The organism is Polynucleobacter sp. 78F-HAINBA (genome assembly GCF_018882325.1).
Lineage (GTDB): Bacteria > Pseudomonadota > Gammaproteobacteria > Burkholderiales > Burkholderiaceae > Polynucleobacter.
On record NZ_JACVOQ010000005.1, the window covers coordinates 106,722 to 132,008 of the forward strand.

Sequence of the window (25,287 nt, forward strand, 5' to 3'; positions counted from 1 at the left end):
TAATTCTAGGGATAGGTGATCTTACAGATGCGCTCCACTTTATTGCGTTTTTCTTTCTATTTAATGCTCTGCTGTCCCAGCGCCTGGGCGGCCACAGACGCAGTTCAAGCAAATACCCATGAGTTTCAACTTTCTAACGGTCTTAAGTTGATTGTGCGTGAGGATCATCGTGCGCCGACAGTTGCGCACATGGTTTGGTACCGCGCTGGCTCTATGGATGAGGTCAATGGTAAGACTGGTGTAGCTCATGTGCTCGAGCACATGATGTTTAAGGGCACGGACAAGGTGAAGTCAGGAGAGTTCTCTCGCTTAGTTGCAGCAGTAGGCGGTCGAGAAAATGCTTTCACCTCCCGTGATTACACCGCCTATTTTCAGCAGGTAGAAAAGTCTAAGTTAGATGAGGTGATGAAGTTAGAGGCTGATCGCATGTCTAACCTCAACTTTGATGATGCGGAATTTTTGAAAGAAATTCAGGTAGTGATGGAAGAGCGTCGCCTACGTACCGAAGACAACCCAAGTAGTTTGCTGAATGAATCGCTCATGGCTACTGCTTATATGAGTTCACCTTATCGTCATCCGGTAGTGGGATGGATGAATGACCTGGTCAATATGAAGGCTGCAGACGCACGTGATTGGTATCGCAGTTGGTATAAGCCTAACAACGCTACAGTCGTTATTGCAGGTGACGTTGACCCTAAAGCTATTTTGCAGGCAGTAGAAAAATATTATGGAGTCGCTTCTGCAAGAGCGTTGCCTGAACGTAAACCACAGATTGAGCCACCACAAAAAGGTATTAAGCGGGTGCAGGTCAAAGCGCCAGCAGATAGCGCACAACTTGCAATGGCATGGAAGGTTCCCAAGTTACAAGTGGGCCAGCTAGAAGATGATGAGCCTTATGCCTTGGAGTTGTTGGCCGCAGTACTCGATGGTTATGACAACGCCCGCTTGAATCGCACTCTGGTTAAGCAAGAGCGGGTTGTCAATGATGTGGGCGTGGGTTACGACATGATCTCAAGAGGGCCGGAACTCTTTTTAATTAGCACCAGTATGGCTAAGGGCAAAACAGTAGAGCAGGCTGAGAGCAGTATTCGGAAGGCTTTAAAAGAAATTGCCGATAAAGGAATTCTGGAGTCAGAGCTCAAGCGCATCAAGGTACGCATTCTGTCCGATCAAATTTATAAGCGCGATTCGATCTTTGGCCAGGCAATGGAAATTGGCAGCACAGAGATGGCAGGATTCTCATGGCGAGATATTGATGTGATATTGGAGAAGATGCAAACAATTACCCCTGCACAAGTTCAAGCTGTTGCAAAAAAATATTTGGTCGATGAAGGTTTGACAGTTGCAGTTTTAGATCCGCAGGCACGTCAATCCAATGAGAGCAAGCAAGGGGACAATCGTGCTGCTAAATAAATTCATCAAGCAAGTTAGTCTTGTATTCGTTCTGCTGGCTGGGGTCAGTACCTCTGCCTATGCAATATTGCCGATTGAAAAACTAGATCCCTTTAAGGGCGCGCAAGCCTACCTCGTTCAGACTAAAGCTCTGCCGATGGTAGATATCGAGATCAGTATTGATGCTGGCGATCGTTATGATCCAGCGGTAAAGAGTGGCTTAGCCACAGTGGTTGGGCAGCTAATGAACTATGGCGCCAAGTCAGAAAAAGGGGTAATGACTGAGGCGCAGATCGCTGATGAAATTGCCGACTTGGGTGCAAACCTTGGCGTTTCTGTCAGTGGTGAGCGTGCCGTGATGCGCATCCGGACTTTAAGTCGCAAAGATTTGCGTGATCGCGCTGTCCAATTGGCGTCGGCTATGTTGAGTGCGCCTACTTATGATGCCAAGATCCTAGCGCGTGAGAAGCAAAGGATGACAACTGCATTGCTAGAGTCGGAGACAAAACCAGAATCTGTTTTGGATCGCCGTTTTAGAAAATCGGTTTATGGAAATTATCCGTTAGCTAATTCACCAACAGTACAAAGTATTGCCAATATCAGCGCAACTGACTTGCAGCAGTTTCATAAACAGTTCTACCGCGGCGATCGAATGATTGTCAGTATCGTAGGTGATGTGAGCAAAGCAGAGGCAGCTGAAATTGTTCAAGGCTTATTGCAAAGAGTCCCTCAGTCTGGCCCAGCTATTGCCAAGCTGCCAGAGTTTGAGCGTTCACCAGTAGAGCCTTTAAGTCAACGCGAAGTCACCATTCCATTTGATTCTCAGCAAGCGCATATAGCCATGGGAATGACTGCGGTAACTCGTAGCAATCCCGATTATTTTCCATTGCTAGTCGGAAACTATGTCTTGGGTGGCGGAGGTTTTGTATCGCGCCTCATGTCAGAGGTTCGCGAAAAGCGCGGTCTCGCCTATAGCGTTTTCAGTTACTTTGCACCCGGTAAGGATGCAGGAATATTTCAGGCTGGCTTGCAAACCAAGAATGATCAGGCAGCTTTGGCACTAGAAGTGATGAGTTCTTCCATTGCGCAATTTATTGCTGATGGACCCACGCAATCTGAGCTCGATGCTGCTAAAGCAAATTTGATTAATGGCTACCCATTGAGAATTGATAACAACCGCAAGTTGCTGGATAACGTTTCCTCAATTGCTTGGAATAATTTGCCGCTCGATACGATGGAGGTGTGGACCAAGCAAGTGGAAGCGGTCAGCCTCGAACAAGTAAAGGCAGCGTTCCAAAAATACTTAGCCATGGATCGAATGAAGATTGTGGTCTTGGGAGCGAAAAATAAATAAGCCAGTTAAGCCTGCTGCGCTAGGCAAGCGTTCCGAGCTCCCTCAGAAAATCCGGATTATTGGTGGAGTGTGGCGTAGTCGTTTGCTGAGTGTGCTTGATTTATCTGGCCTACGTCCCACCACGGATCGTGTTCGTGAAACTTTATTTAATTGGCTCGGGCAGGATCTGGTAGGTTTGAGGTGCTTGGATTTGTTTGCCGGTACTGGCGCTTTAGGTTTTGAAGCAGCCTCACGACATGCTCATTCAGTGACCTTGCTAGAGAAAGATAAGAAGGCCCATGCCAAGCTTTTGGCAAACTTTGCTTTGCTGCAGTCATCTCCTGCTCCTGGAGTGGTCGAAATTTTGCATCGAGATAGTTTGGAGTTTTTAAAGCAACAAGCCGATCGCTCAAGCAATCTGATTTTTATAGATCCACCCTTTCAGGAGGAGGGCTTATTCAATCAAGCGTTGATAGAGGCTGCTCGCGTTTGCGATGACAGCGCTGGCGGGGGGATTTATGTGGAGTTTCCTGCTAGTCGCTCCCGTGAGGAAATTGAGGCTTTAGTGCCTGATTGGCATTGTGGAAAGTACTTAGAGGCTGGGCAAGCAAAAGCCTGTCTATTTCGCTCTAAGAGGGGCTAAACTCTTGCCTGTAGCTGAAAAAGCCTTAGGAGCGTTATGACTGTAGCTGTATACCCTGGAACATTTGATCCCTTTACTCGTGGTCACGAGGATTTGGTGCGTCGTGCCTCAAGCATTTTTGGCGAACTGATTGTTGGTGTTGCTGATAGTCGTAGCAAGCGCCCATTCTTTAATTTGGAAGAGCGCATTGAAATCGCCAAAGAAGTACTCGGCCATTATTCCAATGTAAAGATTGTTGGCTTTTCGGGTTTATTAAAAGACTTTACCCGCGAACATAATGCACGTGTGATTGTGCGTGGTTTGCGCGCAGTATCCGATTTTGAATATGAATTTCAGATGGCCGGTATGAACCGCTATTTATTGCCTGATGTTGAAACACTATTCCTGACCCCATCCGATCAATATCAGTTTATCTCCGGCACCTTTGTGCGTGAGATTGCTTCAATGGGTGGAGATGTGAGTAAGTTTGTATTTCCATCCGTAGAAAAGTGGTTGGTCAAAAAGATTGAAGCCAACAAGAGCAAAGAGTAAGGCTGGTAGGCAAACAAGATGGCCTTAATGATTACGGACGAATGCATCAACTGCGATGTATGTGAGCCTGAATGTCCGAATGATGCAATCTACATGGGTCTAGAGATCTATGAGATCGATCCCAATAAATGCACCGAGTGCGTGGGGCACTACGATGCGCCACAGTGTCAGCAGGTTTGCCCAGTTGACTGTATTCCACTCAACCCCGCATTCTCAGAAAATCAAACGCAACTTATGGCGAAGTATCAAGCCTTAACTGCTGCCAAAAAAGCCCTGGCTACAAAGTAACGCACTAATTCGTTTTTGAATGCAACTCCAGCATTGCTGACTGAGTGTCGCCCTTCATAAATAATCCGAGAATTTTTAAGCCATCCTCAATGCTGGCATCAATCTGTTTTTGCTCTGCCTGTAAAGGTCTTCTCAATACATAGTCAGCTACGTCCATTACGCGCGCACCTTCTGCGGCGAGATCTCGCGGGTGACCAATACCCAGGCGCAGGCGCCAGTATTCAGGTGTTCCTAGGTGAGCTTGGATATCTTTCAAGCCGTTGTGCCCACCAGTCCCGCCACCAAGCTTGATACGGGCTGTACCGGGCTTGAGATCAAGCTCATCTTGCACTACCAGCACATCTTTGGGTGTAATTTTATGGAAGCGGCACAGTGCCCCTACAGCTTGACCGCTGAGGTTCATATAAGTGCTGGGCTTAAGTAAGAAAAGATCTTCACTTTCCCATTTGGCCTTTGCTACTTTCCCATGAAATCGTTTTTCAGTTTCAAAGCGGGTACTTAATTGTTTTGCAAGGGCGTCAACAAACCAGAAGCCAGCATTGTGCCGATCTTCTATGTGTTCTTCGCCGGGATTGCCGAGGCCAACAATTAATTTAGTCATGATGAGAGCTTAAGGATAAAAGTATTTCCGCAAAAAAGAAAACCCGCTTGTAAGCGGGCTTCCTCTGTCGCAAAGATAAGGCTTAAATAATTAAGCTTTGTCCTTTGGGGCTTCAGCAGCAGGAGCCGCAGCAGCAGCAGGAGCAGCTTCAGTATCGGCAGATTTCACTGCTGGGATACGTGCATTAGCTAATACTGGGTTCTCTTGCTCAACATGCAATACCAAGGTAACGCCTTTTGGCAATGCGATGTCTTTAGCATGGATACCATGACCAACTTCAATCTTGTTCAGGTCCACTTCAATGAATTCTGGCAAGTCTGCTGGTAAGCAAGAAACTTCCAATTCAGTTGAGATGTGGCTGATTACAGCGCCTTGCAATTTCACTGCAGCTGAAGTCTCAGCATTGATGAAGTGCAATGGAACGCGCATATGAACTTTTTCAGTCGCAGAAACGCGCTGGAAGTCGATGTGCAGAACCAAAGGCTTAAATGGATGCATCTGGTAATCGCGCAACAACACTTTTTGTGCTTTGCCGCCGATTTCGAGATCAAGGATAGATGAGTGGAATGCTTCCTTACGGAGAGCATGGAACAGTGCGTTGTGATCCAACTCAATTACAGTTGCGGCGTCTTTACCGCCGTAGATGATGCCCGGAGTTTTACCGGAGTTGCGCAGACGGCGGCTCGCACCCGTTCCCTGTACGCTTCTTTCAAAGGCTACTACTTTCATATCGAATTCCTAAATTAAGGTTAATTTCCGTTCGCGACCAAACAGAAAAGCCTTTGATTATATCGTGGGAATGACGGTTTTTGCCTAGAAAAGGCTCAAAACTGCCAAAAACAGGGGTAGAAACGCTGTTTTTGGCTTATTCAGCGAACATCGACATCACTGAATCACCCTTGCTAATGCGGGAAAGGGTCTCAGCGAGGATGGGAGCAACGCTTAATTGACGAATTTTTGCCACTTTCATTGCCTCTGGAGTCAATGGAATGGTGTCAGTAACGACTAATTCATCTAATTCTGATGCAGCAATACGGGCCACAGCGCCACCAGAAAGGACGGCATGGGTACAGTAGGCGGTAACGCCCTTGGCACCACGCTCTTTTAGCGCCTCAGCGGCTTTACAGAGCGTTCCGCCGGTATCAATGATGTCATCCATGATGACGCAATGGCGGCCTTCTACTTCGCCGATAAGGTGCATTACTTCTGATACGTTTGCCTTAGGGCGGCGTTTATCAATAATCGCCAAATCTGTGCCCAATTGCTTGGCCATCGCACGGGCGCGAACCACGCCGCCGATATCTGGCGAAACGATGATGAGGTCTTTCTTAGTTTTTTGGGCTTCTAAATCAGCCAATAGAACAGGGGAAGCGTAAATGTTGTCTACTGGGATATCAAAGAAACCCTGAATTTGGTCTGCATGGAGATCCATGGTCAAAACACGCTCAACGCCGGCAACGGACTGGAGCATGTTTGCAACGATTCTGGCAGAGATGGCAACCCGAGCTGAGCGTGGGCGGCGGTCTTGTCTGGCGTAACCGAAGTAAGGGATCACTGCGGTTATGCGGCTTGCTGATGCTCGTTTTAGGGCATCAATCATGATCATCAGCTCCATCAAACTATCGTTTGTTGGAGCGCAAGTGGATTGGATAACAACCACGTTCTTACCGCGAACGTTTTCTTGAATTTCTACCTGAATTTCACCATCAGAGAATCGACCAACAAATGCTTTTCCCATCGGGAGATTGAGCTCTTTGGCTACCGCATGGGCCAAAACCGGATTTGCATTGCCTGTGAAAAGAGTCAGTAAATCAGCGTTCATTGGGGCGGACATAGGTGATTTTGGAATTTTGGTAGGGGTCGAATGGATGTCTTTTGGTCGTATCTACAGTATTTGGCAGGGGAAGAAGGATTCGAACCTTCGCATGCTGGAATCAAAATCCAGTGCCTTAACCAGCTTGGCGATTCCCCTACAGGTCAATCTGAAGAAATCAAATTGTAAGCGGGATTTTTATTTAGCCCCCGAACAATTCGACCTATCCATCCTTTTGGAAGATTTTGCAGAAGAATTTCCAGATTCGCAGTGTCCGTCTTAGGGTCTAAGGCGGCAAAAACGCTACTTCCAGAGCCGGACATGCAAGGCGCCGAGTTTGGCACTGCCTTGTAAATCCAATCTAATGCTTGCTTCACTTCAGGACATTTCTGCACCGCTACTGCCTGACAATCATTTGACTGATATGACCTTGGCGATGCAAGAAAGCGATCTATTGTAATCGGAGCGTGATCTCGGGTCAATTGAGGGTCTTGAAAAATCTGAGCAGTGGCAATCCCCTGATTTGGGAAGATCACCACAAAGTCTTGGGTTTCCAGGGAAATTGGGTGTAATTTCTCTCCAACCCCCTCAACAAAGGCATTTTGGCCAAAGATGAAAAATGGCACGTCGGCACCGAGTTTTAGGCCAAGCTGGCAGAGGGTGGTGATATCGAGACGCAGATCCCAAAGCGCATTAAGGCCGATGAGGGTGGATGCGGCATCTGAGGATCCGCCCCCGAGGCCAGCACCCATCGGAATGTTTTTCTCAAGGCTAATTTCGACCCCTCGATCAATCTTGCAGTGATCTTTGAGAAGTTGGGCTGCGCGAACGACCAAGTCTTGCTCAGATGGGACTCCAGGAATGGGATTGATGCGGCGAATCTCGTTTTCCGAGATGAGCTTTAGGGTGAGGACGTCATACCAGTCAATCAACTGAAAAACAGATTGCAATAGATGGTAGCCATCATTGCGGCGCCCAACAATATGTAGAAAAAGATTGAGCTTTGCGGGGCAACGAAGTTCTATCGCATTACTCATCATTCACGCATCACTCATTCGGAGTATCAAATACTAAGCGGATATCAATCGACCCGATATTGGAGCTACGAGTCATCGTCAGTTTTTCTAACTGCTGAGAATTATTCCAGTTGTAATTTAAGGTCCAGCCATCCTGTGTAATTTTGCTGACTTGACCTTTTGCATTTCGCTCCACGCTTGCATTGCTACCAGGGCGAGTTTGTCCACGCAACCAGTCAGATAAACCGCGGGCTGGTAGTGGAAGTCCCAATGCATTTTGAATCAGGGTGTCGGCATCAATTGCGGTTGTTAATTGACCGTCACGTTCAAGAATTGCTTCACAGGGTTTAATCGTAATCTTGGCAATTGATCCGCCAACAGGATTGCGAATTTCTAATACATCAGTCAGCGCATCTTGAGTCAAAGTAAATCCACCTGAGCCACCTTGATTTTTACTCTCGGTAAGTCCTATGACCTTCACCGAGAAACGCCCGTCCCATGAGCCTTTGAGGGCGGCATCCGCAACAGACCAATCTGGCTTTAAGCGCTTCAAAGTTTCTTTGAGAGTGGGATTGTTGGCATCTAATTGCTGGCCTTTGCGCCACATATCTTCGGCTTCGATTGGGCGATTCATGACCCACAAGACTTCGCCTATATGTGCAGCAATGTCTGCCTCGGGCTTCATGTTAAATGCTTGTTGCAGTTGTTCAAGTGCTAACGCATTTTTACCCATGCGAAAGTTCACCCAACCAAGACTATCCAAAATAAAACCATCTTTAGGGGAGAGTTGATGCGCTTTGCTAATGAGCTTAAATGCTTCTGGTAATTTCTGGTTACGATCGGCCAGCGAGTAACCAAGTGCGTTAAGACTGTTAACATCATTTGGATTCTTGCGCAAGATATCGCGCAGAGTTTTCTCCATAACTTCGATTTGTCCTGACTTTTCAGCGGACATGGCGTAGGTATAGAGTAGCCCCGGATCTTTTGGTTCTGGTTTTACTGCTGAAACGATTTCATAAAAAGCCCTTAAGGCTTCTGACTCATCAGTAGCCTTGGCTAGTAGTGCCTGAATCTGTAACAAAGTAATTTCACGTTGGGCTGGTGTCTGCTGATTCAATAGGGAGATGGCAGGCTTGACTGCATCGGACCAGCGTTGATTCAGAATCAAGAGGGTGACCAGTACTTCTTTGGGCTTAGTTTGTTTTGGTCCCGCCAAGCTATCCCAAGTTTGTGCAGCTTGAAGTGCTTGGTTGGGCGCGCCTGCTGTAATAGCAATCTCCATAGCTCTTTGTGCCAAGCGAGGGTCATCTAGCTGTCGAGCAAGCTCTAGATAGGTGTTATAGGCCAGGCCAGCTTCACCGCGTTGCAGGGCGATTTCTGAGGCTAAGACCTCGAATACGGCTTGACCGTTATCCAGGCTGCTAGTTTTGGCGCCGGCATGATTGGAGGAAAGACTTAATCCAAGTCCAGCTACGAGCAATAAGGCCCCTAAAGAAGGCTTTAATGAAAATTTGGTCATGAGCACATTCTAATCCGCGAATCTACAATCCATTTATGCCAGAACTTCCAGAAGTCGAAGTTACCCGATTGGGTATTGCGCCCCATTTAGAGGGTCGCAGGGTAAGCGCGGTCAAAATTATTGATGGCCGCTTACGTTGGCCGGTACCGAGCAATTTAAATACGCTGCTTTCAGGTCAGAAAGTCTTGGGAATTGAGCGCCGAGGCAAATACCTCTTAATGGAGTTTGATGCCGGATATCTATTGCTACACCTAGGAATGACGGGAACATTGAGAGTGTTGCCCAGCAGTGATCCACTGAAGACGCATGATCGAGTGACCTTTGAGTTTGGCAAGCTGAGTTTGCGTTTGCATGATCCCCGAAAGTTTGGCGCTGTTTTATGGCACTCAAAATCCAAGGGGCGGATTGAGAACTACGCGCTATTACAAAAACTCGGGGTCGAACCTTTTTCATCCGAGTTTGAGGGTGAGCTTGGCGCAGATGTCTTGTATCAGTGCTCACGTAAGCGCAGTGTTGCCGTGAAGCAATTTCTATTGGCGGGCCAAGCTGTAGTGGGTGTAGGCAATATCTATTGCTCAGAAAGTTTATTTGAGGCGGGAATTCATCCGGCAAAGGCTGCTGGAAAATTAACGCGTCCGCAGTGCTCTCGACTGGCTAATGCAGTGAGGTCGATTTTGAAAAAAGCAATTGCTGCTGGCGGAAGTACCTTAAAAGACTTTGTGAATAGCGAAGGTGATCCAGGACACTTCATGGTGCAAACCAAAGTCTACGATCGTAAGGATCAGCCTTGCAAGGTATGTAAGACGCCAATTAAGCAAATAGTCCAAGGTCAACGATCTACTTATTTTTGCCCCCAATGTCAGAAGCGCTGATTAAGAACTTCGCCACTAAGCTCATCGCTTGGCATGGCAAGGAGGGGCGTCAAGGCTTGCCATGGCAAAGTATTCGAGATCCCTACGCAGTATGGGTTTCTGAAATCATGCTGCAACAAACTCAAGTGGCCACCGTTCTGGAGCGCTATCCCCGTTTCATGAAACGTTTTCCGACGGTAAAGAAGTTGGCTGCCGCACCCTTAGATGATGTCTTGGCAGAATGGGCGGGTCTCGGCTACTACACGCGAGCTCGCAATCTCCACGCTTGTGCCAAGCAGGTTGTGGAAGAGTTTGAAGGAAAGTTTCCTACTGACCCAGTATTGCTCGAGCAACTTAAGGGTATTGGTAGATCCACTGCAGGTGCCATTGCGGCTTTTGCATTTCATGAGCGGGCACCAATTCTGGATGCGAACGTCAAGCGGATTTTGGCAAGACTGTTTGGCATAGAGGGCGCCATTCAAGAAAAAGCAGTAAACGATGCATTGTGGTTGATCGCCAAAACAATCCTCCCTAAAAAATCTGCAGATATGCCGGTCTATACGCAGGCTCTGATGGATTTTGGGGCAACTTGGTGCACCTCTCGCAAGCCTGTGTGTTTGAGTGGCGAAAAGAAATGCCCGTTTGAAAAAGAATGCCAAGCCAATCTCAGTGATCAAGTGTTGCTATTGCCCCGTAAAGCAATCAAAGCAAAATCGCCCGAATTTAATTGCGATATGTTGTTGCTTAGGCATGGAGATTCAGTTTTGCTGCAAAGGCGTCCAGACAAGGCCATCTGGGGTGGACTGTGGTCTTTGCCGGAGTCCTCTTGGAGACCTAAAGAAAAAAACTCCAAACCTTTCGCCAACCATTCAATGGATTTAACTGTTAAAGAATTATTTCAGTTAGTGCTACCAGATGAAAAGATCTCTAGCGCTTTAAAGAGGTTCAAGCCAATCGAGCGAGGGGTAGAGATTAAGCATGTCTTTACGCATCGACGTTTATGGATGCAGATTTGGCATGTGACTTCAAGTGATGCCATGAAATTCTCAGGCGATGATTTGAAGTGGGTTCCTTTGCGTCAGCTCGGAAAGTACGGCCTACCCCAACCAATCAAATTGCTGTTGCAGGGATTGAGTCTAGCTCGCGGTGACGGCTTAAGAAATTAATCTGGAGTGCTGCTAAATCTTTTTGCGGTAGAAAGTGCGCAATGATGCGACTTACTAGATAGACTGAGCGATGTTGTCCGCCAGTGCAACCGATAGCAACAGTCAAGTAACTGCGACCGTCTGCAATGTAGTGGGGCAGCCATTTTTCAATAAATTGAATGATGTCATTTTCCATGCTGACGACTTCAGGAATTTTCTCCAAGAACTCACGAACTGGCTGGTCTTTGCCAGACAAAGGGCGCAATAGCTTATCGTAGTGTGGGTTGGGTAGACAGCGAACATCAAACACAAGATCTGCTTCGCTTGGTAAACCTTTTTTAAAGCCAAAAGATTCAAAAATCACTGTCAGCCCTTGAGGCTTATCTTTAAGAAGGTCCTGTATCCAGGAGCGCAGTGCATGGGCAGGCAGGTTGCTGGTATCGATACTATGGGCTTGAGTGCGCAGGGGCTCTAAGAGATTACGCTCTTTATCAATTGCCTCGATCAGAGTGGCTGCTTGAGTCTGTTGAGTTTTTCCGGAAAGTGGATGACGCCGACGGGTTTCAGAGAAACGCTGGATCAACGTATTGGTATCAGCGTTTAAGAAAACAACTCGCACTTGATGGTTACGCCGTAGGTTTTCTAAGATCTGGGGAAGCTCTGCAATGGACTGACCACGACGGGCGTCAATGGCTACAGCAACGCGCTCACTCTTTTCGTTTTCTAGCGTAGTGATGAGGTTTTCTAAGAGGGTAACTGGAAGGTTATCTACGCAGTCATAGCCTGCATCCTCAAAAGCTCTCAACGCAACGGATTTACCTGATCCGGAGATGCCGGTAATCAGATTGATCTGCATATTAGATAAGTCGGCCTTGAGACTTGGAAGATTCAGCCTCAGCATTCATTTGTAAACGCTGGCGCTCCATGAATTCTTTTAAGGTATCAATGCCCCGTAACTGCAAAATAGTATTACGTACTGCGGCTTCTACGAGAACCGCTAAGTTGCGTCCTGCAGCCACCTGAATTTTGACAGTTCTGATTGGGATGCCTAATACATCTATGTGCTGCGCTTCTAATGGAAGGCGCTCAAATTCACCATCATTACGACGAACCAGCTGCACTATCAAACGTAATTTCAATTTACGGCGTACGGCTGTTTCACCAAAGATGGTGCGAATATCTAGCAAGCCCAATCCACGAACCTCTAAGAGATTACGCAAGATCACGGGACAGCGACCCTCAATATAGTCTGGGCCAAGACGAGCAAAGTCCACAGCATCATCAGCCACTAAACCGTGACCACGAGAAATCAACTCTAGGCCTAATTCACTTTTGCCTAGGCCAGACTCACCCATGATGAGGACACCCAAGCCCAGGATATCCATAAATACACCATGCATGGTGATCTGAGGGGCGCCAATCTTGGTGAGATAAGTGCGAAGGTGATCAATTACCTCGGCAGCCGAAATAGCAGTTGCAAAGAGTGGGGTGGAGGATCTTTGGCAAAAGAGTTGTAGATCAGCATCAGCTGCTTTTCCATCGGCCACAATGACGCAAGGTGGCGTTTTAGAAATTAAGCTGGAGATCTGCTCTTGTCTTTGTTTTGGCTCAAGTTCAGCATGATAGTCAACCTCTTGTTCGCCAAAGATCTGGATACGGCTAGGGTGAATCAAATTTAAGTGACCCACTAGATCAGAGCTAGCTGCGGCTGCTTTAACAGCCTCCGATGGAAATGTGCGGTCCGCACCTTCTAAGCCGCCAATCCAAGAGAGCTTTAAGTCAGAGACATTGTCATCAAAGATCTGTTGGGCAGTAACTCCCTCAAGGAGTAGGGGTTGGGTTGTCAAGCCGAGCCCCAAGTTTGTAACAGCTGGCACACCTTCTCTGGACTGTCTTCCGAGGCAAGCGACTTACGAGCGTCTTGGTCAGAAAGAAGTTGTGCAATCGAGGACAGAATTTCTAGATGTTGCTGGGTTGCTTTTTCTGGGACGAGCAAAAAAATCAAAATCGAGACTGCCTCACCATCGGGCGCGGCAAATTCAATTGGCTCTTTTAATTTGACAAAGGCTGCAATCGGATGCTTAAGCCCCTTTACGCGGCCATGGGGAATGGCTACGCCAGCACCTAATGCGGTCGAGCCCAAGTCCTCGCGAGCATTTAAGAAGCCAACAATTCCCTCGGCCTCCAGTCCCGCTTGCTTCGCAAAGAGTTGGCCTACGGCCGCAAATGCCTCAGCCCGATTTTTAGAAGGGCTATTTAAGGCAATGCGGTCTAAAGCGAAAAGATTGGTCAGGGCATTCATGTCAATTGATTATAGGTGTCCTGACGTCAAGCATCACTCAAAATGCTTTTCATGGTGATGATCTTGGATTTTTTCTTTGTGCTTGACTACTTGGCGTTCAAGTTTGTCAACCACCGCATCCATAGCATGGTAGAGATCAGCGTTATGCGCTTCGGCAAAGAGTTCCTTGCCTTTGAGGTGAATCGTGATCTCGGCCGCTTGACGAAGATTCTTTTCTTTGGCGTTATCGACAATCAAAAATGCGGAAGCATCTAGGACGTGGTCAAAGTGTTTGCGAATTTTGGCTAACCCGGCTTCGAGGTGGGAACGCATAGCTGGAGTAACTTCAACATGACGGCTATTAATTTTCAGATTCATCAGCAGCTCCTATTCATAGCAAAACAAAATGCATGCGCAAATAATTACCCGGGGTGCGCAGCATGCCCCTGTAATGTTGTACTTGTTTATACGGAAATGAACTTCATGAGCCTCCAGCGTATCAGCGATTTTGCTGAAAACCAAGGGGGCAGATCATTTTTATTTAATAAATATTCAAAAACTCCGAATATTTACATGCGGAAGTTTTCGCCTAGGTAGACTCTTCTGACGGCATCGTTCTCAATGATTTGGTCTGGCTTACCAGCAGCCAGTACGCTACCTTCGCTGATGATGTAGGCGTGGTCACAAATACCTAAAGTTTCTCGAACATTGTGGTCGGTGATCAGAACACCAATTTGACGGTCTCTTAAGAAGCGCACAATGCGCTGGATCTCACCAACTGCAATTGGGTCAACACCGGCAAATGGCTCGTCCAGCAAAATGAATTTAGGCTGGGATGCTAGGGCCCTAGCAATCTCAACGCGACGACGTTCTCCACCGGAGAGTGAGAGGGCTGGGTTATCGCGAAGATGGCTGATTTGGAGTTCGCCTAAGAGCTCATCTAAGCGATGCGCAATCTCTGCCTTGCTTAATGGCTTACCACCTTGTACTTGGAGTTCTAATACGGCCTGAATATTTTCAGCCACATTGAGCTTTCGGAATACGGAAGCCTCTTGCGGGAGATAAGACAAGCCCATGCGGGCGCGTTCATGAATCGGAAGATGGGTGATGTCAGTGCCGTCTAGAACAATACTGCCACCATCTAGAGGAACAAGTCCAACAATCATGTAGAACGAGGTTGTTTTGCCGGCGCCATTTGGGCCTAGGAGTCCAACTACTTCGCCACACTTCACCTCTACCGATACGTCGCGCACCACTGTACGAGATCCGTAACGCTTTTGTAGATGCTGCGCGCTTAAGGTTGCCGAGTTTTGATTGTTGCTGGAGTCCGTGGTCATTTCTCTAGTGTAGCTTTTCTTCTTGGTGAAAGGATGGCTCTAGCCAGCGGGAGGTCTTCGGCTTTGGCGTTTGCGGGCGGTGAGACTTTGTAGCGTTGTTGAACATCGTCGTAGTCAATTTTCCAGCCACGCAGTTGATCCAGCATTTGCATATTGTGAAGACGCTTTAAGCTGGCATCTCCAGTTAAAGTCAGGAGTTCTGTTTTTGCATTGTAGGTAACCGTTTGACCGCGACCCTGCATGAACTCATTAGCGGGACCTTCACGTCTCTGTCTAAAGCTTGCAGTAGATTCAGGGTTGCCCTGAACATCAACGTATTCATATCCCTCGGGATCAACTTTGATATTGCCTTTCTCGCCAGTAATCAAAATGCTACCTTTGGTTAATAGCACCTGACCATCAAGCTCATAGACCTGCTGCACGTCATTCACGGAAACTTTCTCAGCCTCCAAAACAACCGGTTTGTCTTGATCCGCCTTTTCTGCATAAGCAGGGGCAATAAAACAGGACGTTAATAGTGAAAAAGATAGAACGAGTTTACGTAAGGAGATCATGGTTGCGCTCCAGGTTGAACGCGCTCGATACGGCCCCTTACTTGTCCAGATAAAACCATGCTTTGTTCGATGTTGTTAAAGACCCCACCATCAGTTGAGCGAATAACAGAAAGGCCTTGCTCAAGCGTAATAGGTTTATCAGTCTCAATAATGTCATCATTAATGAGTACTTTGAAGTACGAAGAGCGTGCAAGCATGCGAGGCCTTGCTGGCTCAGTTGCTGTAGCTACTTGAGGGGGGCGAAAAATTTCGGCGTTATCAATCAAGTTGAGAATCGTTAAGTCGCCATCTAAATGACCCGTATCTGCTTTAACGGTAACAGGTGATTTTTCAGGTGGGAACAAGCGCATCCGAGGCGTTTCTATATCGATCGAAGCATCATCGTCATAGTGAGTCACCTTTTTGCCTAACACTCGATATTTAGTGTTGCCAGACTCATTGAGTGCGGATAGAGCGCCATTGTTAATAATGTAATCAGGCTCATGTAAGCGGACGCGTTCGATAGCAGACTTTTCTGCCGGAGTATTTTTCTTAACCAGCCAAAATGTGACGAGGGTTAGTGTGCCCATCAATAGCAAAGGCATAAGTCGCAATAAGGTGCGCCAGATACTCAGTTTGATTTGTTGGGCTTTCAGTTGCATTGCGAAATACCTTAAGCGCGCGCCTGAGAGAGCAATTCGTCATAGCGGTTTTGTGCTTTCAGGATCAGATCGCACACTTCACGTACCGCGCCACTACCGCCGGATCTCGTCGTGACAAAGTGAGCAGTTTCTTTTACGGCCTCATGTCCTTGGGCTGGGCATACCTTGAGGCCCGCAGACTTCATCATTTGAAAATCAGGCCAATCATCACCCATCACAGCGCAATCAGTTGACTTCAGCTCCAGTGATTGCAAAATCTTTTCTAAGGCTGCAGCTTTATTTTCAACGCCCATGTGCACGTGCTTGATACCGAGTTCATCGCAGCGGGCTAAAACCATTTTGGAACTGCGCCCAGTAATAATGGCTGTTGGAATACCAATTTTTTCTAAGAGCTTGATCCCCAATCCATCTTGAATATCAAAAGCCTTCAGAGATTCTTTGCTATTTTCGCCAATAAATACTTGGCCATTAGTCAAGACGCCATCGACATCCAAAACGAGAATCTTGACCGCTCCAGCACGCTCCCAGGCCTGTGGATATTGACTCAGAGGGTTGGTGTTGTGAACGTTAAAGGCGCTAGGCATGTGAGTGGGGAGATAAATTATTGAAAGATGAGTGGTTTAAATAACCTTGGCGGCAAATAGATCATGGAGGTTCAATGCACCAAGTAGCGCACCGTTTGGATTGGTTACCACCAAATGGTTGATGCGATGTTTTTCCATCATCTCAATAGCCTCTTCTGCCAATAGCTCTGGAGGAATTGTGCGCGGCGCTGAGGTAATCGCTTTTTCTAATGTGAGGCCGTCTAAATTGGTGCTCTTCTCTAGTAGGCGACGTAAGTCACCATCAGTAAAAATGCCAGCAACTTTATTTGCCTTGTCTAAAGTAACTACCATGCCCATGCGTTTAGCAGTCATCTCAAGCAAAGCTTCTTGCAAGGAGGCGGAGATTGAAATCTTCGGGGTCTCATCAAAGCTTCGCATGACTTCGCTGACATGCATGAGTTGTTTACGACCTAAGCGACCGCCTGGGTGCGAACGTTGAAAATCTTCAGCCTGAAAGCCGCGAGCATCTAACAGGGCAACAGCTAGAGCGTCGCCCATGGCTAGTGCTGCAGTTGTGCTGGTAGTTGGGGCCAAGTTAAGTGGGCAAGCTTCTTTTTCAACGCTGGTATCTAAATGAGCATCTGCCAACTTTGCTAAAGAAGAATTTGGCGCGCCGGTAAGGGCAATGAGTTTTGCACCCGTGCGCTTAACGATTGGCACGATAGTGAGTAGTTCATCAGTCTCACCAGAATTGGAGAGGGCAACAAAGACATCATCACGAGTCACCATCCCAAGGTCACCATGACTGGCTTCAGCAGGATGTACAAAAAAGGCGGGAGAACCAGTAGAAGCAAAGGTAGCTGCAATTTTGCGAGCAATATGACCTGATTTACCAATTCCAGAAACAACGATGCGGCCTTTGCAGGAGTGCAGCAAATCCACCGCTAAAACGAGGGCATCCGCGTTTGCGCCTTCAAGGCGATCACGCATTGTGTGCAGTGCAGCAGCCTCAATGGTGAGGGTGTCACGCGCAAGCTTTAGGGTTCGGTCACGAGTCTTAGCTATCATGGGGTGAGTATATGCCGTCAGTCCTTCAGTTAACTCTCATCTTGCTGGCCTCCGGAGTGGCCGGGGTAGTTATTTTCCGCTATTTTGGGCTACCCCCTATTTTGGGCTATCTAGCCATCGGCGTCCTTATTGGGCCGCATGCCCTTGGTTTGGCCAATGATTCGGCCACAGTTAAGTATTTGGCTGAATTTGGCGTGGTTTTCTTGATGTTCTCGATTGGCCTGGAATTTAACCTCCACAAACTGCGGGCTATGCGAACCATCGTATTTGGCCTGGGAGGCAGCCAGGTCATTCTGACCATGCTCCTAGCGGTCCCCGCCAGCTTGTTGATGAACTGGATTTACCCCATTTCCTGGCAGGCTGCCATTGCTCTGGGGGGTGCCTTGGCCATGTCCTCAACTGCCATCGTCACCAAACTCATTTCCGATCGCTCAGAAATAGAAACTGAGCATGGACGCAACATCATCGGTATTTTGCTATTCCAAGATTTGGCAGTGGTATTCCTGTTGATTTTGTTGCCCTCGCTGGGCAAGAATCCCGGAGACCTATTCTTGGCGCTCACGGCAGAATCCATCAAGATCACCGTAGCCCTTGTACTCATTTTTGTAATTGGCCAAACCTTGATGAGTCGTTGGTTTAGTTTGGTTGCGAAGTTACGCTCCCAAGAGCTTTTCATGCTGAACCTCTTACTCATTGTTTTGGGTATGGCAGGTCTGACTGAGCACTTTGGCTTGTCGCTAGCACTCGGGGCTTTTCTGGCAGGTATGTTGATTGCAGAGACGCCTTATCGTCACCAAGTGGAGGAGGACGTCAAGCCATTTAGGGATGTACTTCTAGGCCTCTTCTTTATTACAGTTGGCATGCTGCTCGATTTCGAGGTGATCTATCAGCAGTGGATGCTAGTCCTTCTCCTGCTGATTGGACCTTTGGTCTTTAAGTTTGGGTTGATTGCTTTACTGTCGCGTGCCTTTGGCTCAAGCCCCGGCATCTCTATTCGGACGGGTTTGTGTTTGGCGCAGGCTGGTGAATTCGGCTTCGTTCTCTTAAACCAAATTGATGGCTTGGATTTAATTGATCCCGCTTTGAGTCAAGCGGTATTGGCAGCGATGTTGCTCTCGATGTTCGGCGCACCATTCTTGATTCAATATAGTGATCGTATTGCAATGCGCTTCTCGAGTAATGAGTGGTTATTGCAATCACTGGCACTGACGCGTGTTGCCGCAAAAAGTGTCCGTACAGAAAACCATGTCGTCATTTGTGGGTTTGGTCGCTCAGGCCAAAGCTTAGCTCGCATGCTCGATCAAGAAAAGATCCCCTATATTGCTTTAGACATGGACCCAGATCGCGTGAAAGAGGCCGCCGCAGCTGGTGACAACGTGGTCTATGGTGACGCTAGTCGAGAAAATTATTTAGTGGCTGCCGGCTTATCGAGAGCAAAGGCAGTGGTGATTACTTACGCGGATACACCAGCAACATTAAAAGTATTGCATCAGGTCGAACATCTTCGTCCTGGGATGACGGTATTGGTGCGCACAAAAGACGATGCAGATTTAGCAAAGCTACAAGCTGCTGGCGCAACTGAGGTGGTGCCAGAGTTAATTGAAGGTAGCCTCATGATGGCCTCACACGTCTTATTGATGATGGGCGTACCCATGCGCAAGGTGGTACGTCGCATTACAAGTGCACGTGAAGCTCGCTATAGCCTTCTGCGCGGCTACTTCCGTGGTGTTGCAGATGAGGTCGATTCCAAGGAGTCTTGGCGTTTGCATTCAGTCACTTTGCTGCCTGAGTCTGCCAGTATTGGACAGACTCTTGAAGAGTTGCATCTTGAAAATGAAGGTGTGAGCGTGCAAGCAGTCAGACGAAAAGTAGGCGGCTCTGACTATGTCAAACTAGAGCTCACCCCAGACTTGCGTCTGCAAGCTAACGACATTCTAGTACTCTCAGGCAATTCAGAAGCGACTGATTTAGCCGAATCTAAATTGCTCGGATGATGTAATTCAACGGATTTAGTTTGAGTTACTTTTTCTTTTTGGCGGCTGCTGGCTTACGAACTAGTAGTGGCGCTAAGTAGTGTCCGGTAAAGCTGGCTTCGTTCTTAGCAACTTCTTCTGGTGTGCCAGTGGCAATAATCTGTCCACCGCCAGCGCCACCTTTAGGACCCAAGTCAATAATCCAATCGGCAGTTTTGATCACATCTAAGTTGTGCTCAATGATGACGATCGTATTGCCTTGTTTCTTCAGTGTCTGAAGAACGGTCAGCAACAATTGAATGTCATGGAAATGTAAGCCCGTAGTTGGCTCATCCAAGATGTAGAGGGTTCTACCGGTATCACGTTTAGAAAGCTCTAACGAGAGTTTGACGCGTTGCGCTTCACCGCCAGATAAGGTTGTAGCGCTTTGACCTAGCTTGACGTAGCCTAAGCCAACATCGAGCAAGGTTTTGAGTTTGCGTTTGACGATCGGAACTGCTTCAAAGAATTCATGAGCTTGCTCGATAGTCATCGAGAGTACTTCATGAATATTCTTACCTTTGTAGCGAATATCTAATGTCTCACGGTTATAACGTTTGCCGTGACAGACGTCGCAGGGCACATAGACATCAGGTAAGAAATGCATTTCGACTTTGATAACGCCATCACCTTCACAGGCATCGCAACGGCCACCTTTGACGTTGAAAGAAAAACGCCCAGCTTCATAGCCACGCTCGCGTGCAGCAGGTACGCCGCAAAAGAGTTCTCTGATTGGTGTAAATAATCCAGTGTAAGTAGCAGGGTTAGAGCGGGGTGTTCTACCAATTGGAGATTGGTCAACGCTGATGACTTTGTCAAAATTCTCTAAGCCTTTGATTGCGTCATGTGCTGCCGGCTCTGCATTAGAGCCGTAGATATGCTGTGCAACTGCGTGGTGCAGAGTGTCGTTAATCAGTGTTGATTTGCCAGAACCGGATACGCCAGTGACACAAGTTAATAGGCCGACTGGAATCTTGGCGTGAACGGATTGCAAGTTGTTTCCACGTGCGCCGATGATTTCTAAAAACTTATCATTTACTGGAATACGTTTTTCCGGAACAGCGATCCACTCGCGACCAGATAAGTAGGCGCCAGTTAAGGACTTTGGATTAGCCTCTACTTCAGCAGGAGTGCCTTCAGCAACGACTTCACCGCCATGTACGCCAGCGCCAGGACCAATGTCAATGACATAGTCAGAGGCGCGAATCATATCTTCATCATGTTCAACTACTAGGACACTGTTACCCAAATCACGCAAATGCTTCAGGGTGCCGATGAGTCTATCGTTATCACGTTGATGCAAACCAATTGACGGTTCATCCAATACATACATGACACCAGTCAGGCCAGAGCCAATCTGTGATGCCAGACGAATGCGCTGTGCTTCACCGCCGGAGAGGGTATCGGCACTACGTTCTAGTGAGAGATAGTCTAGGCCAACGTCATTGAGGAAGCGTAGACGTGAACCAATCTCCTTCACAATCTTGTCGGCGATTTCTCGTTTAGCACCTTTGAGTTCCAAAGACTCAAAATAGTCTTTAGCTTCTTTTAAAGGCAGGGCGCTGATTTCATAAATGGCGCGTGATTGCTTGCCATCACCCACTTTGACAAAGCGAGCCTCTTTGCGCAAACGGCTGCCATTGCATGATGGACAGGTTTGTACATTTTGATAGCGTGACAATTCTTCACGAACTGTTGCTGAATCAGTCTCACGATAGCGACGTTCAAAGTTGGCAACAATGCCTTCAAAAGCATGCTCACGAATACTGTTCTTGCCGCGCTCATTAATGTATTCAAATGGAATGGTGACATCACCTGAGCCCAGCAAAATGAGATCTTGTTGTTTCTTATTCAGAGTCTCAAAAGGCTTCTCGACATCAAAACCACCATGCTTAGCGAGTGTCTGCAAGAGTTTGAAATAAAACTGATTACGACGATCCCAGCCTTTGATGGCGCCAGATGCTAGCGATAAATCGGGGTGAGCAACAATCCGTTTTGGATCGAAGAAAGATTGATGGCCCAAGCCATCACAGGATGGGCATGCGCCCATCGGGTTATTAAATGAGAAGAGGCGTGGCTCAAGTTCTTGTAAGGAATATGAACAAATTGGGCAGGCAAATTTGCTAGAGAAAATCATCTCTTTGCCTGTGTCCATATTGACGATCATGGCTTTGCCGTCAGCAAGACGCAATGCAGTCTCAAAGGATTCCGCTAAACGTTGCTGAATATCCGGGCGCACTTTAATGCGATCAACAACGACTTCAATCGAGTGTTTATCGTTCTTCTTCAGGGCTGGCAGTTGATCCACTTCAAAGATCTCTGCTTTAGCAGTATTGGTTGTACCGCCACCAGAGCGCACACGAAAGCGCACAAAACCTTGCGCTTGCAGGTCTTGGAATAAATCAACGAATTCACCTTTACGCTCGCTGACTACTGGAGCCAAGATCATCAGTTTTGTATCTTCAGGCATAGCCAAAACGGTATCCACCATTTGAGAAACGCTTTGCGCTTCTAGCGGCAGATCGTGTTCAGGGCAATGTGGTGTTCCAGCACGCGCAAACAATAAACGCAGGTAATCATGAATTTCAGTAACCGTACCTACGGTTGAGCGAGGATTGTGGCTAGTGGCTTTTTGCTCAATCGAGATCGCTGGAGAGAGACCTTCAATTGTGTCGACATCGGGCTTTTCCATCAACTGTAGGAATTGGCGGGCATAAGCAGATAGTGACTCTACATAGCGACGTTGACCTTCGGCATACAGGGTGTCAAAAGCCAAGGAGCTTTTGCCAGAGCCAGACAGGCCAGTCAAAACGACCAATTTCTCTCTAGGGATATCTAGATTGATGTTTTTGAGGTTGTGCGTGCGCGCACCGCGGATCTTAATTTCGTTATTCATGATTTTTTAGCGTAACTTGTTAATATAGCCCTTTCCCATGAATCCTTCTGAACTTCGCTCCACTCTGGCCTTAGCAGGCATATTTGGCCTCCGTATGCTGGGCCTATTCCTGCTTTTGCCGGTTTTCAGTATTCATGCGCGGGGCTTGCCTGGTGGCGAGCATGCCCTTTGGGTTGGATTAACCCTGGGAATCTTCAATATTGTTCAGGCCTGCTTCTACATCCCCTTAGGCCGCCTTTCTGACCGCATCGGTCGAAAACCAGTCGTTTTATGGGGGCTCTCTTTATTTGTGGCGGGCGCCTTAATCTGCGCCGCTCAAGACGATCTTCTCTGGATTGCTATCGGTCGCGGGGTAATGGGCGCCGGTGCAGTTTCAGCTGCGATCTCCGCCTGGGTTGCTGATTTAACGCGTGAGCAGGTTCGTACTCGTGCCATGGCCTTAGTGGGTGGCAGTATTGCACTTTCATTTGCACTGTCGCTTGTGATTGCTGCGCCAATCTATCGCTTAATTAGTTTGAGTGGAATTTTTGTAGTACTTGCAGTGTTGGGTATTGGGGCGATGTTTGTTGCCTACTATGTTCTACCAAGCACTAAGCCTGAGGCTAAGCTGCAGCAAGCGAGTCTGAAAGAAGTATTTTTACGCCCTGAGTTGATGCGTCTCAATGCGGGCGTGTTTGTATTGCATGCAACTCAAGTAGCGATGTTCTTGGTGGTGCCGCGTTTATTAGTGCAAGCAGGGCTGCCATTAGCATCTCATTGGCAGGTTTATCTCCCAGTTGTTTTGCTATCTTTTTTCTTGATGGCACCAATTTTAATTTTTGGTGAAAAGAAGCAGCAGCTAAGAACCATCCTATTAGTAGCAATTGTTTTGCTTTTGATTGCTGAAGTGTTGTTTACAAATACCGCTTCGATTACATCTATCGCAATTGCTTTATTGGTTTACTTTGTGGGCTTTAACTTACTTGAAGCTCTGCAACCCTCATTAGTATCTCGCTTTGCCAAAGAATCCAAAGGTACTGCATTGGGTGTTTACAACACCACTCAATCGATTGGCCTCTTTACAGGCGCTGTAATTGGGGGTTATTTGATGGATAGCCATGGTGATTTATCGGTCTTTGTGATGGGCTCAGTGCTACTTTTATGCTGGCTTATAATTGCTTGGTCGATGGGTTCGATGCCAACAAGGGCTTCAGAATCAAAGGATGTAGCGACAAGTACATAACCGTAGCTTCATTGGTTTAATTTAAGCGAGCAGTTTATTTTTAGTGGTAATAACAGCAGTATTTTTCTTCGGGAGACAACATGGCTTCGGTAAATAAGGTCATCATCGTAGGTAACGTAGGGCGTGACCCAGAAACACGTTACATGCCAAGCGGCGACGCTGTAACAAACATTTCAGTAGCGACATCAGATCGTTACAAAGATAAGCAGTCTGGCGAAATGAAAGAAACCACAGAATGGCACCGCGTTGCATTCTTTGGAAAGCTTGCAGAGATCGCTGGTCAATATCTCAAAAAAGGTTCACAGGTTTATGTAGAAGGTCGTTTACGTACACGTAAATGGACTGATGCTAGTGGCCAGGAAAAATATTCCACTGAGATCGTTGCAGAAACAATGCAAATGCTTGGTGGTAAGCCAGTAGGTGGCAGTGGTGATGGTGGTGAAAGCTATAGCCGCTCAAAGCCGGCTGAGCAATCTGCTCCAGCATCTTCAAATGCTGCATCCCTTGGTGCAATGGATGACGATATTCCGTTTTAATTGGTACGTAAGCAGTCATTTGACTGCGTAGAGATCAACCCCAGCAAGCGCAGGCTTCCTGGGGTTTTCTTTTTGATACGGGCGCATGCAAATGCTTGATTTGTCGTATTCACCTTAAAATGAATCCATGAATCTCCCAGGGATAATCAAATCTCCACTTTTGGCATGTGTAGCCATTTGCGTTGCTGCTTTACCTCAGTCAACCTTAGCAGCCTCGTTTTTCTTTCCAGATATGAATCCTTCTTTTGTTAAAGGGGATCCTCCTGATTGGTTACATGATGGGCGGGGTAATGATGGATACCTCACGATTAGCTCTGAAGTGATTCCTGTGAGTAGTTGCACCCAAATGGCTAGCCGAAGTTTTTGGGGATCCGATAAAACCCAACTCGTGTTATCAGTTGTGACTCAGGGCTTCAAAGGGAAGCTCGATAAGCTAGAAATCCCTATTGCCACCTTTGATGGCAGGGAGGGCGGCTCTGAGTGCGCCTCACTGAGCACCACGCCTTTATCCATCGTTCCCATGACGGTGCTTGGAACCTATTCCATATTCAACCCAGGAGCGCTCTCCTTGGTATTGAATGTCAGAAGTTCAAGCGACTCTAATCAGGATTTCATTGGGTCTGCCAAATTGCTATTGGGGGCTGCTGCAATAGTGGCAACTGGTGGTTCAGCAGCTGCGATTGGCGGAATTTCAGCGACAGTTGGAAATTCGGTGGTGGGTGAGACCCAAAAGAAAGCCAATAGCCTTTTGCAGGGAATGGTTGATGCCAAAGTTCCTGTTACTTTTAGCTGGTCAGAATTACGCAAAGGTATTCGAGCAGTTGAAATCCAGGTTTATAAAGCTGATCAAAGTGTTGGCAGTCTCACTGATAAGCAAATTCTGCAATTACAAAAAGATCCTAAATCAGAAAAGCAATTGCTGTTTACTGTGAAGTTGGAGTTTCAATTTTTCCGTAGTGTGTTTTATCCAACGGTGTCCAATATTGAAGGATTGGCAAGTCGAGAAAATCTCTCATCTGAATATATTTTGAACTTCCAAATGCCTGGTTAGGGCCAAAATTTT

26 protein-coding genes and 1 tRNA gene are annotated in these 25,287 nt (G+C 47.3%); 11 read left to right on the forward strand and 16 right to left on the reverse strand.

Annotated features, from left to right (window positions below; all coding sequences use genetic code 11):
- The first annotated feature begins 27 nt into the window (after positions 1-27).
- Genes ICN11_RS07075 through ICN11_RS07095 form a run of 5 tightly spaced genes read left to right on the forward strand, consistent with a single transcriptional unit; the run spans position 28 to position 4,187 of the window.
- On the forward strand, positions 28-1,413 hold the full coding sequence (locus tag ICN11_RS07075; protein ID WP_216229753.1) for a pitrilysin family protein: 1,386 nt from the start codon (positions 28-30) through the stop codon (positions 1,411-1,413).
- Positions 1,400-2,746, forward strand: a complete 1,347-nt coding sequence (locus tag ICN11_RS07080; protein WP_370623612.1) for a M16 family metallopeptidase — start codon at positions 1,400-1,402, stop codon at positions 2,744-2,746. The genes ICN11_RS07075 and ICN11_RS07080 overlap by 14 nt, the downstream gene beginning before the upstream one ends.
- Complete coding sequence (gene rsmD / locus ICN11_RS07085; RefSeq protein ID WP_216863160.1) at positions 2,718-3,368, forward strand: 16S rRNA (guanine(966)-N(2))-methyltransferase RsmD; 651 nt, start codon at positions 2,718-2,720, stop codon at positions 3,366-3,368. The genes ICN11_RS07080 and rsmD overlap by 29 nt, the downstream gene beginning before the upstream one ends.
- A 36-nt stretch (positions 3,369-3,404) precedes the next feature.
- Complete coding sequence (gene coaD, locus ICN11_RS07090) at positions 3,405-3,899, forward strand: pantetheine-phosphate adenylyltransferase (RefSeq protein ID WP_216229755.1); 495 nt, start codon at positions 3,405-3,407, stop codon at positions 3,897-3,899.
- An 18-nt stretch (positions 3,900-3,917) separates the two neighbouring features.
- Positions 3,918-4,187, forward strand: a complete 270-nt coding sequence (locus ICN11_RS07095) for a YfhL family 4Fe-4S dicluster ferredoxin (RefSeq protein ID WP_216135287.1) — start codon at positions 3,918-3,920, stop codon at positions 4,185-4,187.
- 4 nt (positions 4,188-4,191) lie between these two features.
- Here ICN11_RS07095 and pth read toward each other — a convergent pair whose 3' ends face one another.
- The 6 genes from pth to ICN11_RS07125 all read right to left on the reverse strand — a co-directional run bounded on the left by pth (position 4,192) and on the right by ICN11_RS07125 (position 9,136).
- Positions 4,192-4,788 (reverse strand): aminoacyl-tRNA hydrolase, encoded by a 597-nt coding sequence (gene pth / locus ICN11_RS07100; RefSeq protein ID WP_216229756.1) that lies wholly within the window; start codon positions 4,786-4,788, stop codon positions 4,192-4,194.
- A gap of 90 nt (positions 4,789-4,878) precedes the next feature.
- Complete coding sequence (locus ICN11_RS07105) at positions 4,879-5,517, reverse strand: 50S ribosomal protein L25/general stress protein Ctc (RefSeq protein WP_216229757.1); 639 nt, start codon at positions 5,515-5,517, stop codon at positions 4,879-4,881.
- 136 nt (positions 5,518-5,653) lie between these two features.
- Positions 5,654-6,610 (reverse strand): ribose-phosphate pyrophosphokinase, encoded by a 957-nt coding sequence (locus ICN11_RS07110; RefSeq protein ID WP_216135680.1) that lies wholly within the window; start codon positions 6,608-6,610, stop codon positions 5,654-5,656.
- 73 nt (positions 6,611-6,683) lie between these two features.
- Positions 6,684-6,760: transfer RNA gene (locus tag ICN11_RS07115), tRNA-Gln, on the reverse strand.
- Positions 6,761-6,765: 5 nt separating this feature from the next.
- Positions 6,766-7,641, reverse strand: a complete 876-nt coding sequence (gene ispE / locus ICN11_RS07120) for a 4-(cytidine 5'-diphospho)-2-C-methyl-D-erythritol kinase (RefSeq protein WP_216229758.1) — start codon at positions 7,639-7,641, stop codon at positions 6,766-6,768.
- Positions 7,642-7,648: 7 nt separating this feature from the next.
- The gene (locus ICN11_RS07125) at positions 7,649-9,136 is read right to left on the reverse strand and encodes a lipoprotein insertase outer membrane protein LolB (protein ID WP_216229759.1); all 1,488 of its coding nucleotides are present in this window, start codon (positions 9,134-9,136) and stop codon (positions 7,649-7,651) included.
- Between the two features lie 35 nt (positions 9,137-9,171).
- Here ICN11_RS07125 and mutM point away from each other — a divergent pair, with 35 nt between their 5' ends.
- Entirely contained in the window at positions 9,172-10,008 is an 837-nt protein-coding gene (mutM, locus tag ICN11_RS07130) for a bifunctional DNA-formamidopyrimidine glycosylase/DNA-(apurinic or apyrimidinic site) lyase (protein ID WP_216229760.1), read from the forward strand.
- Positions 9,993-11,153, forward strand: a complete 1,161-nt coding sequence (mutY, locus tag ICN11_RS07135; RefSeq protein ID WP_216229761.1) for an A/G-specific adenine glycosylase — start codon at positions 9,993-9,995, stop codon at positions 11,151-11,153. The genes mutM and mutY overlap by 16 nt, the downstream gene beginning before the upstream one ends.
- Here the strand turns inward: mutY and rapZ are convergent.
- The 9 genes from rapZ to ICN11_RS07180 form a co-directional block, all read right to left on the reverse strand.
- Complete coding sequence (gene rapZ / locus ICN11_RS07140; RefSeq protein ID WP_216229762.1) at positions 11,098-11,988, reverse strand: RNase adapter RapZ; 891 nt, start codon at positions 11,986-11,988, stop codon at positions 11,098-11,100. The genes mutY and rapZ overlap by 56 nt on opposite strands.
- A 1-nt stretch (position 11,989) precedes the next feature.
- The gene (hprK, locus tag ICN11_RS07145; protein ID WP_216229763.1) at positions 11,990-12,979 is read right to left on the reverse strand and encodes an HPr(Ser) kinase/phosphatase; all 990 of its coding nucleotides are present in this window, start codon (positions 12,977-12,979) and stop codon (positions 11,990-11,992) included.
- Positions 12,976-13,434, reverse strand: a complete 459-nt coding sequence (locus ICN11_RS07150) for a PTS sugar transporter subunit IIA (RefSeq protein WP_216229764.1) — start codon at positions 13,432-13,434, stop codon at positions 12,976-12,978. The genes hprK and ICN11_RS07150 overlap by 4 nt, the downstream gene beginning before the upstream one ends.
- 33 nt (positions 13,435-13,467) lie before the next feature.
- Entirely contained in the window at positions 13,468-13,791 is a 324-nt protein-coding gene (gene hpf / locus ICN11_RS07155) for a ribosome hibernation-promoting factor, HPF/YfiA family (RefSeq protein WP_216178586.1), read from the reverse strand.
- A 191-nt stretch (positions 13,792-13,982) separates the two neighbouring features.
- Positions 13,983-14,750, reverse strand: coding sequence for an LPS export ABC transporter ATP-binding protein (lptB, locus tag ICN11_RS07160; protein WP_216229765.1), 768 nt, complete (start codon positions 14,748-14,750; stop codon positions 13,983-13,985).
- Complete coding sequence (lptA, locus tag ICN11_RS07165; protein ID WP_216229766.1) at positions 14,747-15,304, reverse strand: lipopolysaccharide transport periplasmic protein LptA; 558 nt, start codon at positions 15,302-15,304, stop codon at positions 14,747-14,749. Before lptA ends, lptB begins: the two co-directional genes overlap by 4 nt.
- Positions 15,301-15,945 (reverse strand): LPS export ABC transporter periplasmic protein LptC, encoded by a 645-nt coding sequence (lptC, locus tag ICN11_RS07170; RefSeq protein ID WP_216229767.1) that lies wholly within the window; start codon positions 15,943-15,945, stop codon positions 15,301-15,303. The genes lptA and lptC overlap by 4 nt, the downstream gene beginning before the upstream one ends.
- A gap of 11 nt (positions 15,946-15,956) precedes the next feature.
- Positions 15,957-16,529, reverse strand: coding sequence for an HAD family hydrolase (locus ICN11_RS07175; protein WP_216229768.1), 573 nt, complete (start codon positions 16,527-16,529; stop codon positions 15,957-15,959).
- Between the two features lie 36 nt (positions 16,530-16,565).
- Positions 16,566-17,558, reverse strand: coding sequence for an SIS domain-containing protein (locus tag ICN11_RS07180; protein ID WP_216229769.1), 993 nt, complete (start codon positions 17,556-17,558; stop codon positions 16,566-16,568).
- Between the two features lie 11 nt (positions 17,559-17,569).
- Between ICN11_RS07180 and ICN11_RS07185 the strand changes: the two genes are divergently transcribed.
- Positions 17,570-19,552, forward strand: a complete 1,983-nt coding sequence (locus ICN11_RS07185) for a monovalent cation:proton antiporter family protein (protein WP_216229770.1) — start codon at positions 17,570-17,572, stop codon at positions 19,550-19,552.
- Between the two features lie 25 nt (positions 19,553-19,577).
- Here ICN11_RS07185 and uvrA read toward each other — a convergent pair whose 3' ends face one another.
- On the reverse strand, positions 19,578-22,466 hold the full coding sequence (gene uvrA, locus ICN11_RS07190; RefSeq protein WP_216229771.1) for an excinuclease ABC subunit UvrA: 2,889 nt from the start codon (positions 22,464-22,466) through the stop codon (positions 19,578-19,580).
- Between the two features lie 37 nt (positions 22,467-22,503).
- On the opposite strand from uvrA, the gene ICN11_RS07195 reads away from it, so the two are divergent.
- The 3 genes from ICN11_RS07195 (at position 22,504) to ICN11_RS07205 (ending at position 25,275) form a co-directional block, all read left to right on the forward strand.
- Positions 22,504-23,688: an MFS transporter gene (locus ICN11_RS07195; RefSeq protein WP_216229772.1), complete on the forward strand. Its 1,185-nt coding sequence runs from the start codon at positions 22,504-22,506 to the stop codon at positions 23,686-23,688.
- 80 nt (positions 23,689-23,768) lie between these two features.
- On the forward strand, positions 23,769-24,224 hold the full coding sequence (gene ssb, locus ICN11_RS07200; RefSeq protein ID WP_215333974.1) for a single-stranded DNA-binding protein: 456 nt from the start codon (positions 23,769-23,771) through the stop codon (positions 24,222-24,224).
- Between the two features lie 127 nt (positions 24,225-24,351).
- Positions 24,352-25,275, forward strand: coding sequence for a hypothetical protein (locus ICN11_RS07205; protein ID WP_216229773.1), 924 nt, complete (start codon positions 24,352-24,354; stop codon positions 25,273-25,275).
- Positions 25,276-25,287: the final 12 nt, after the last annotated feature.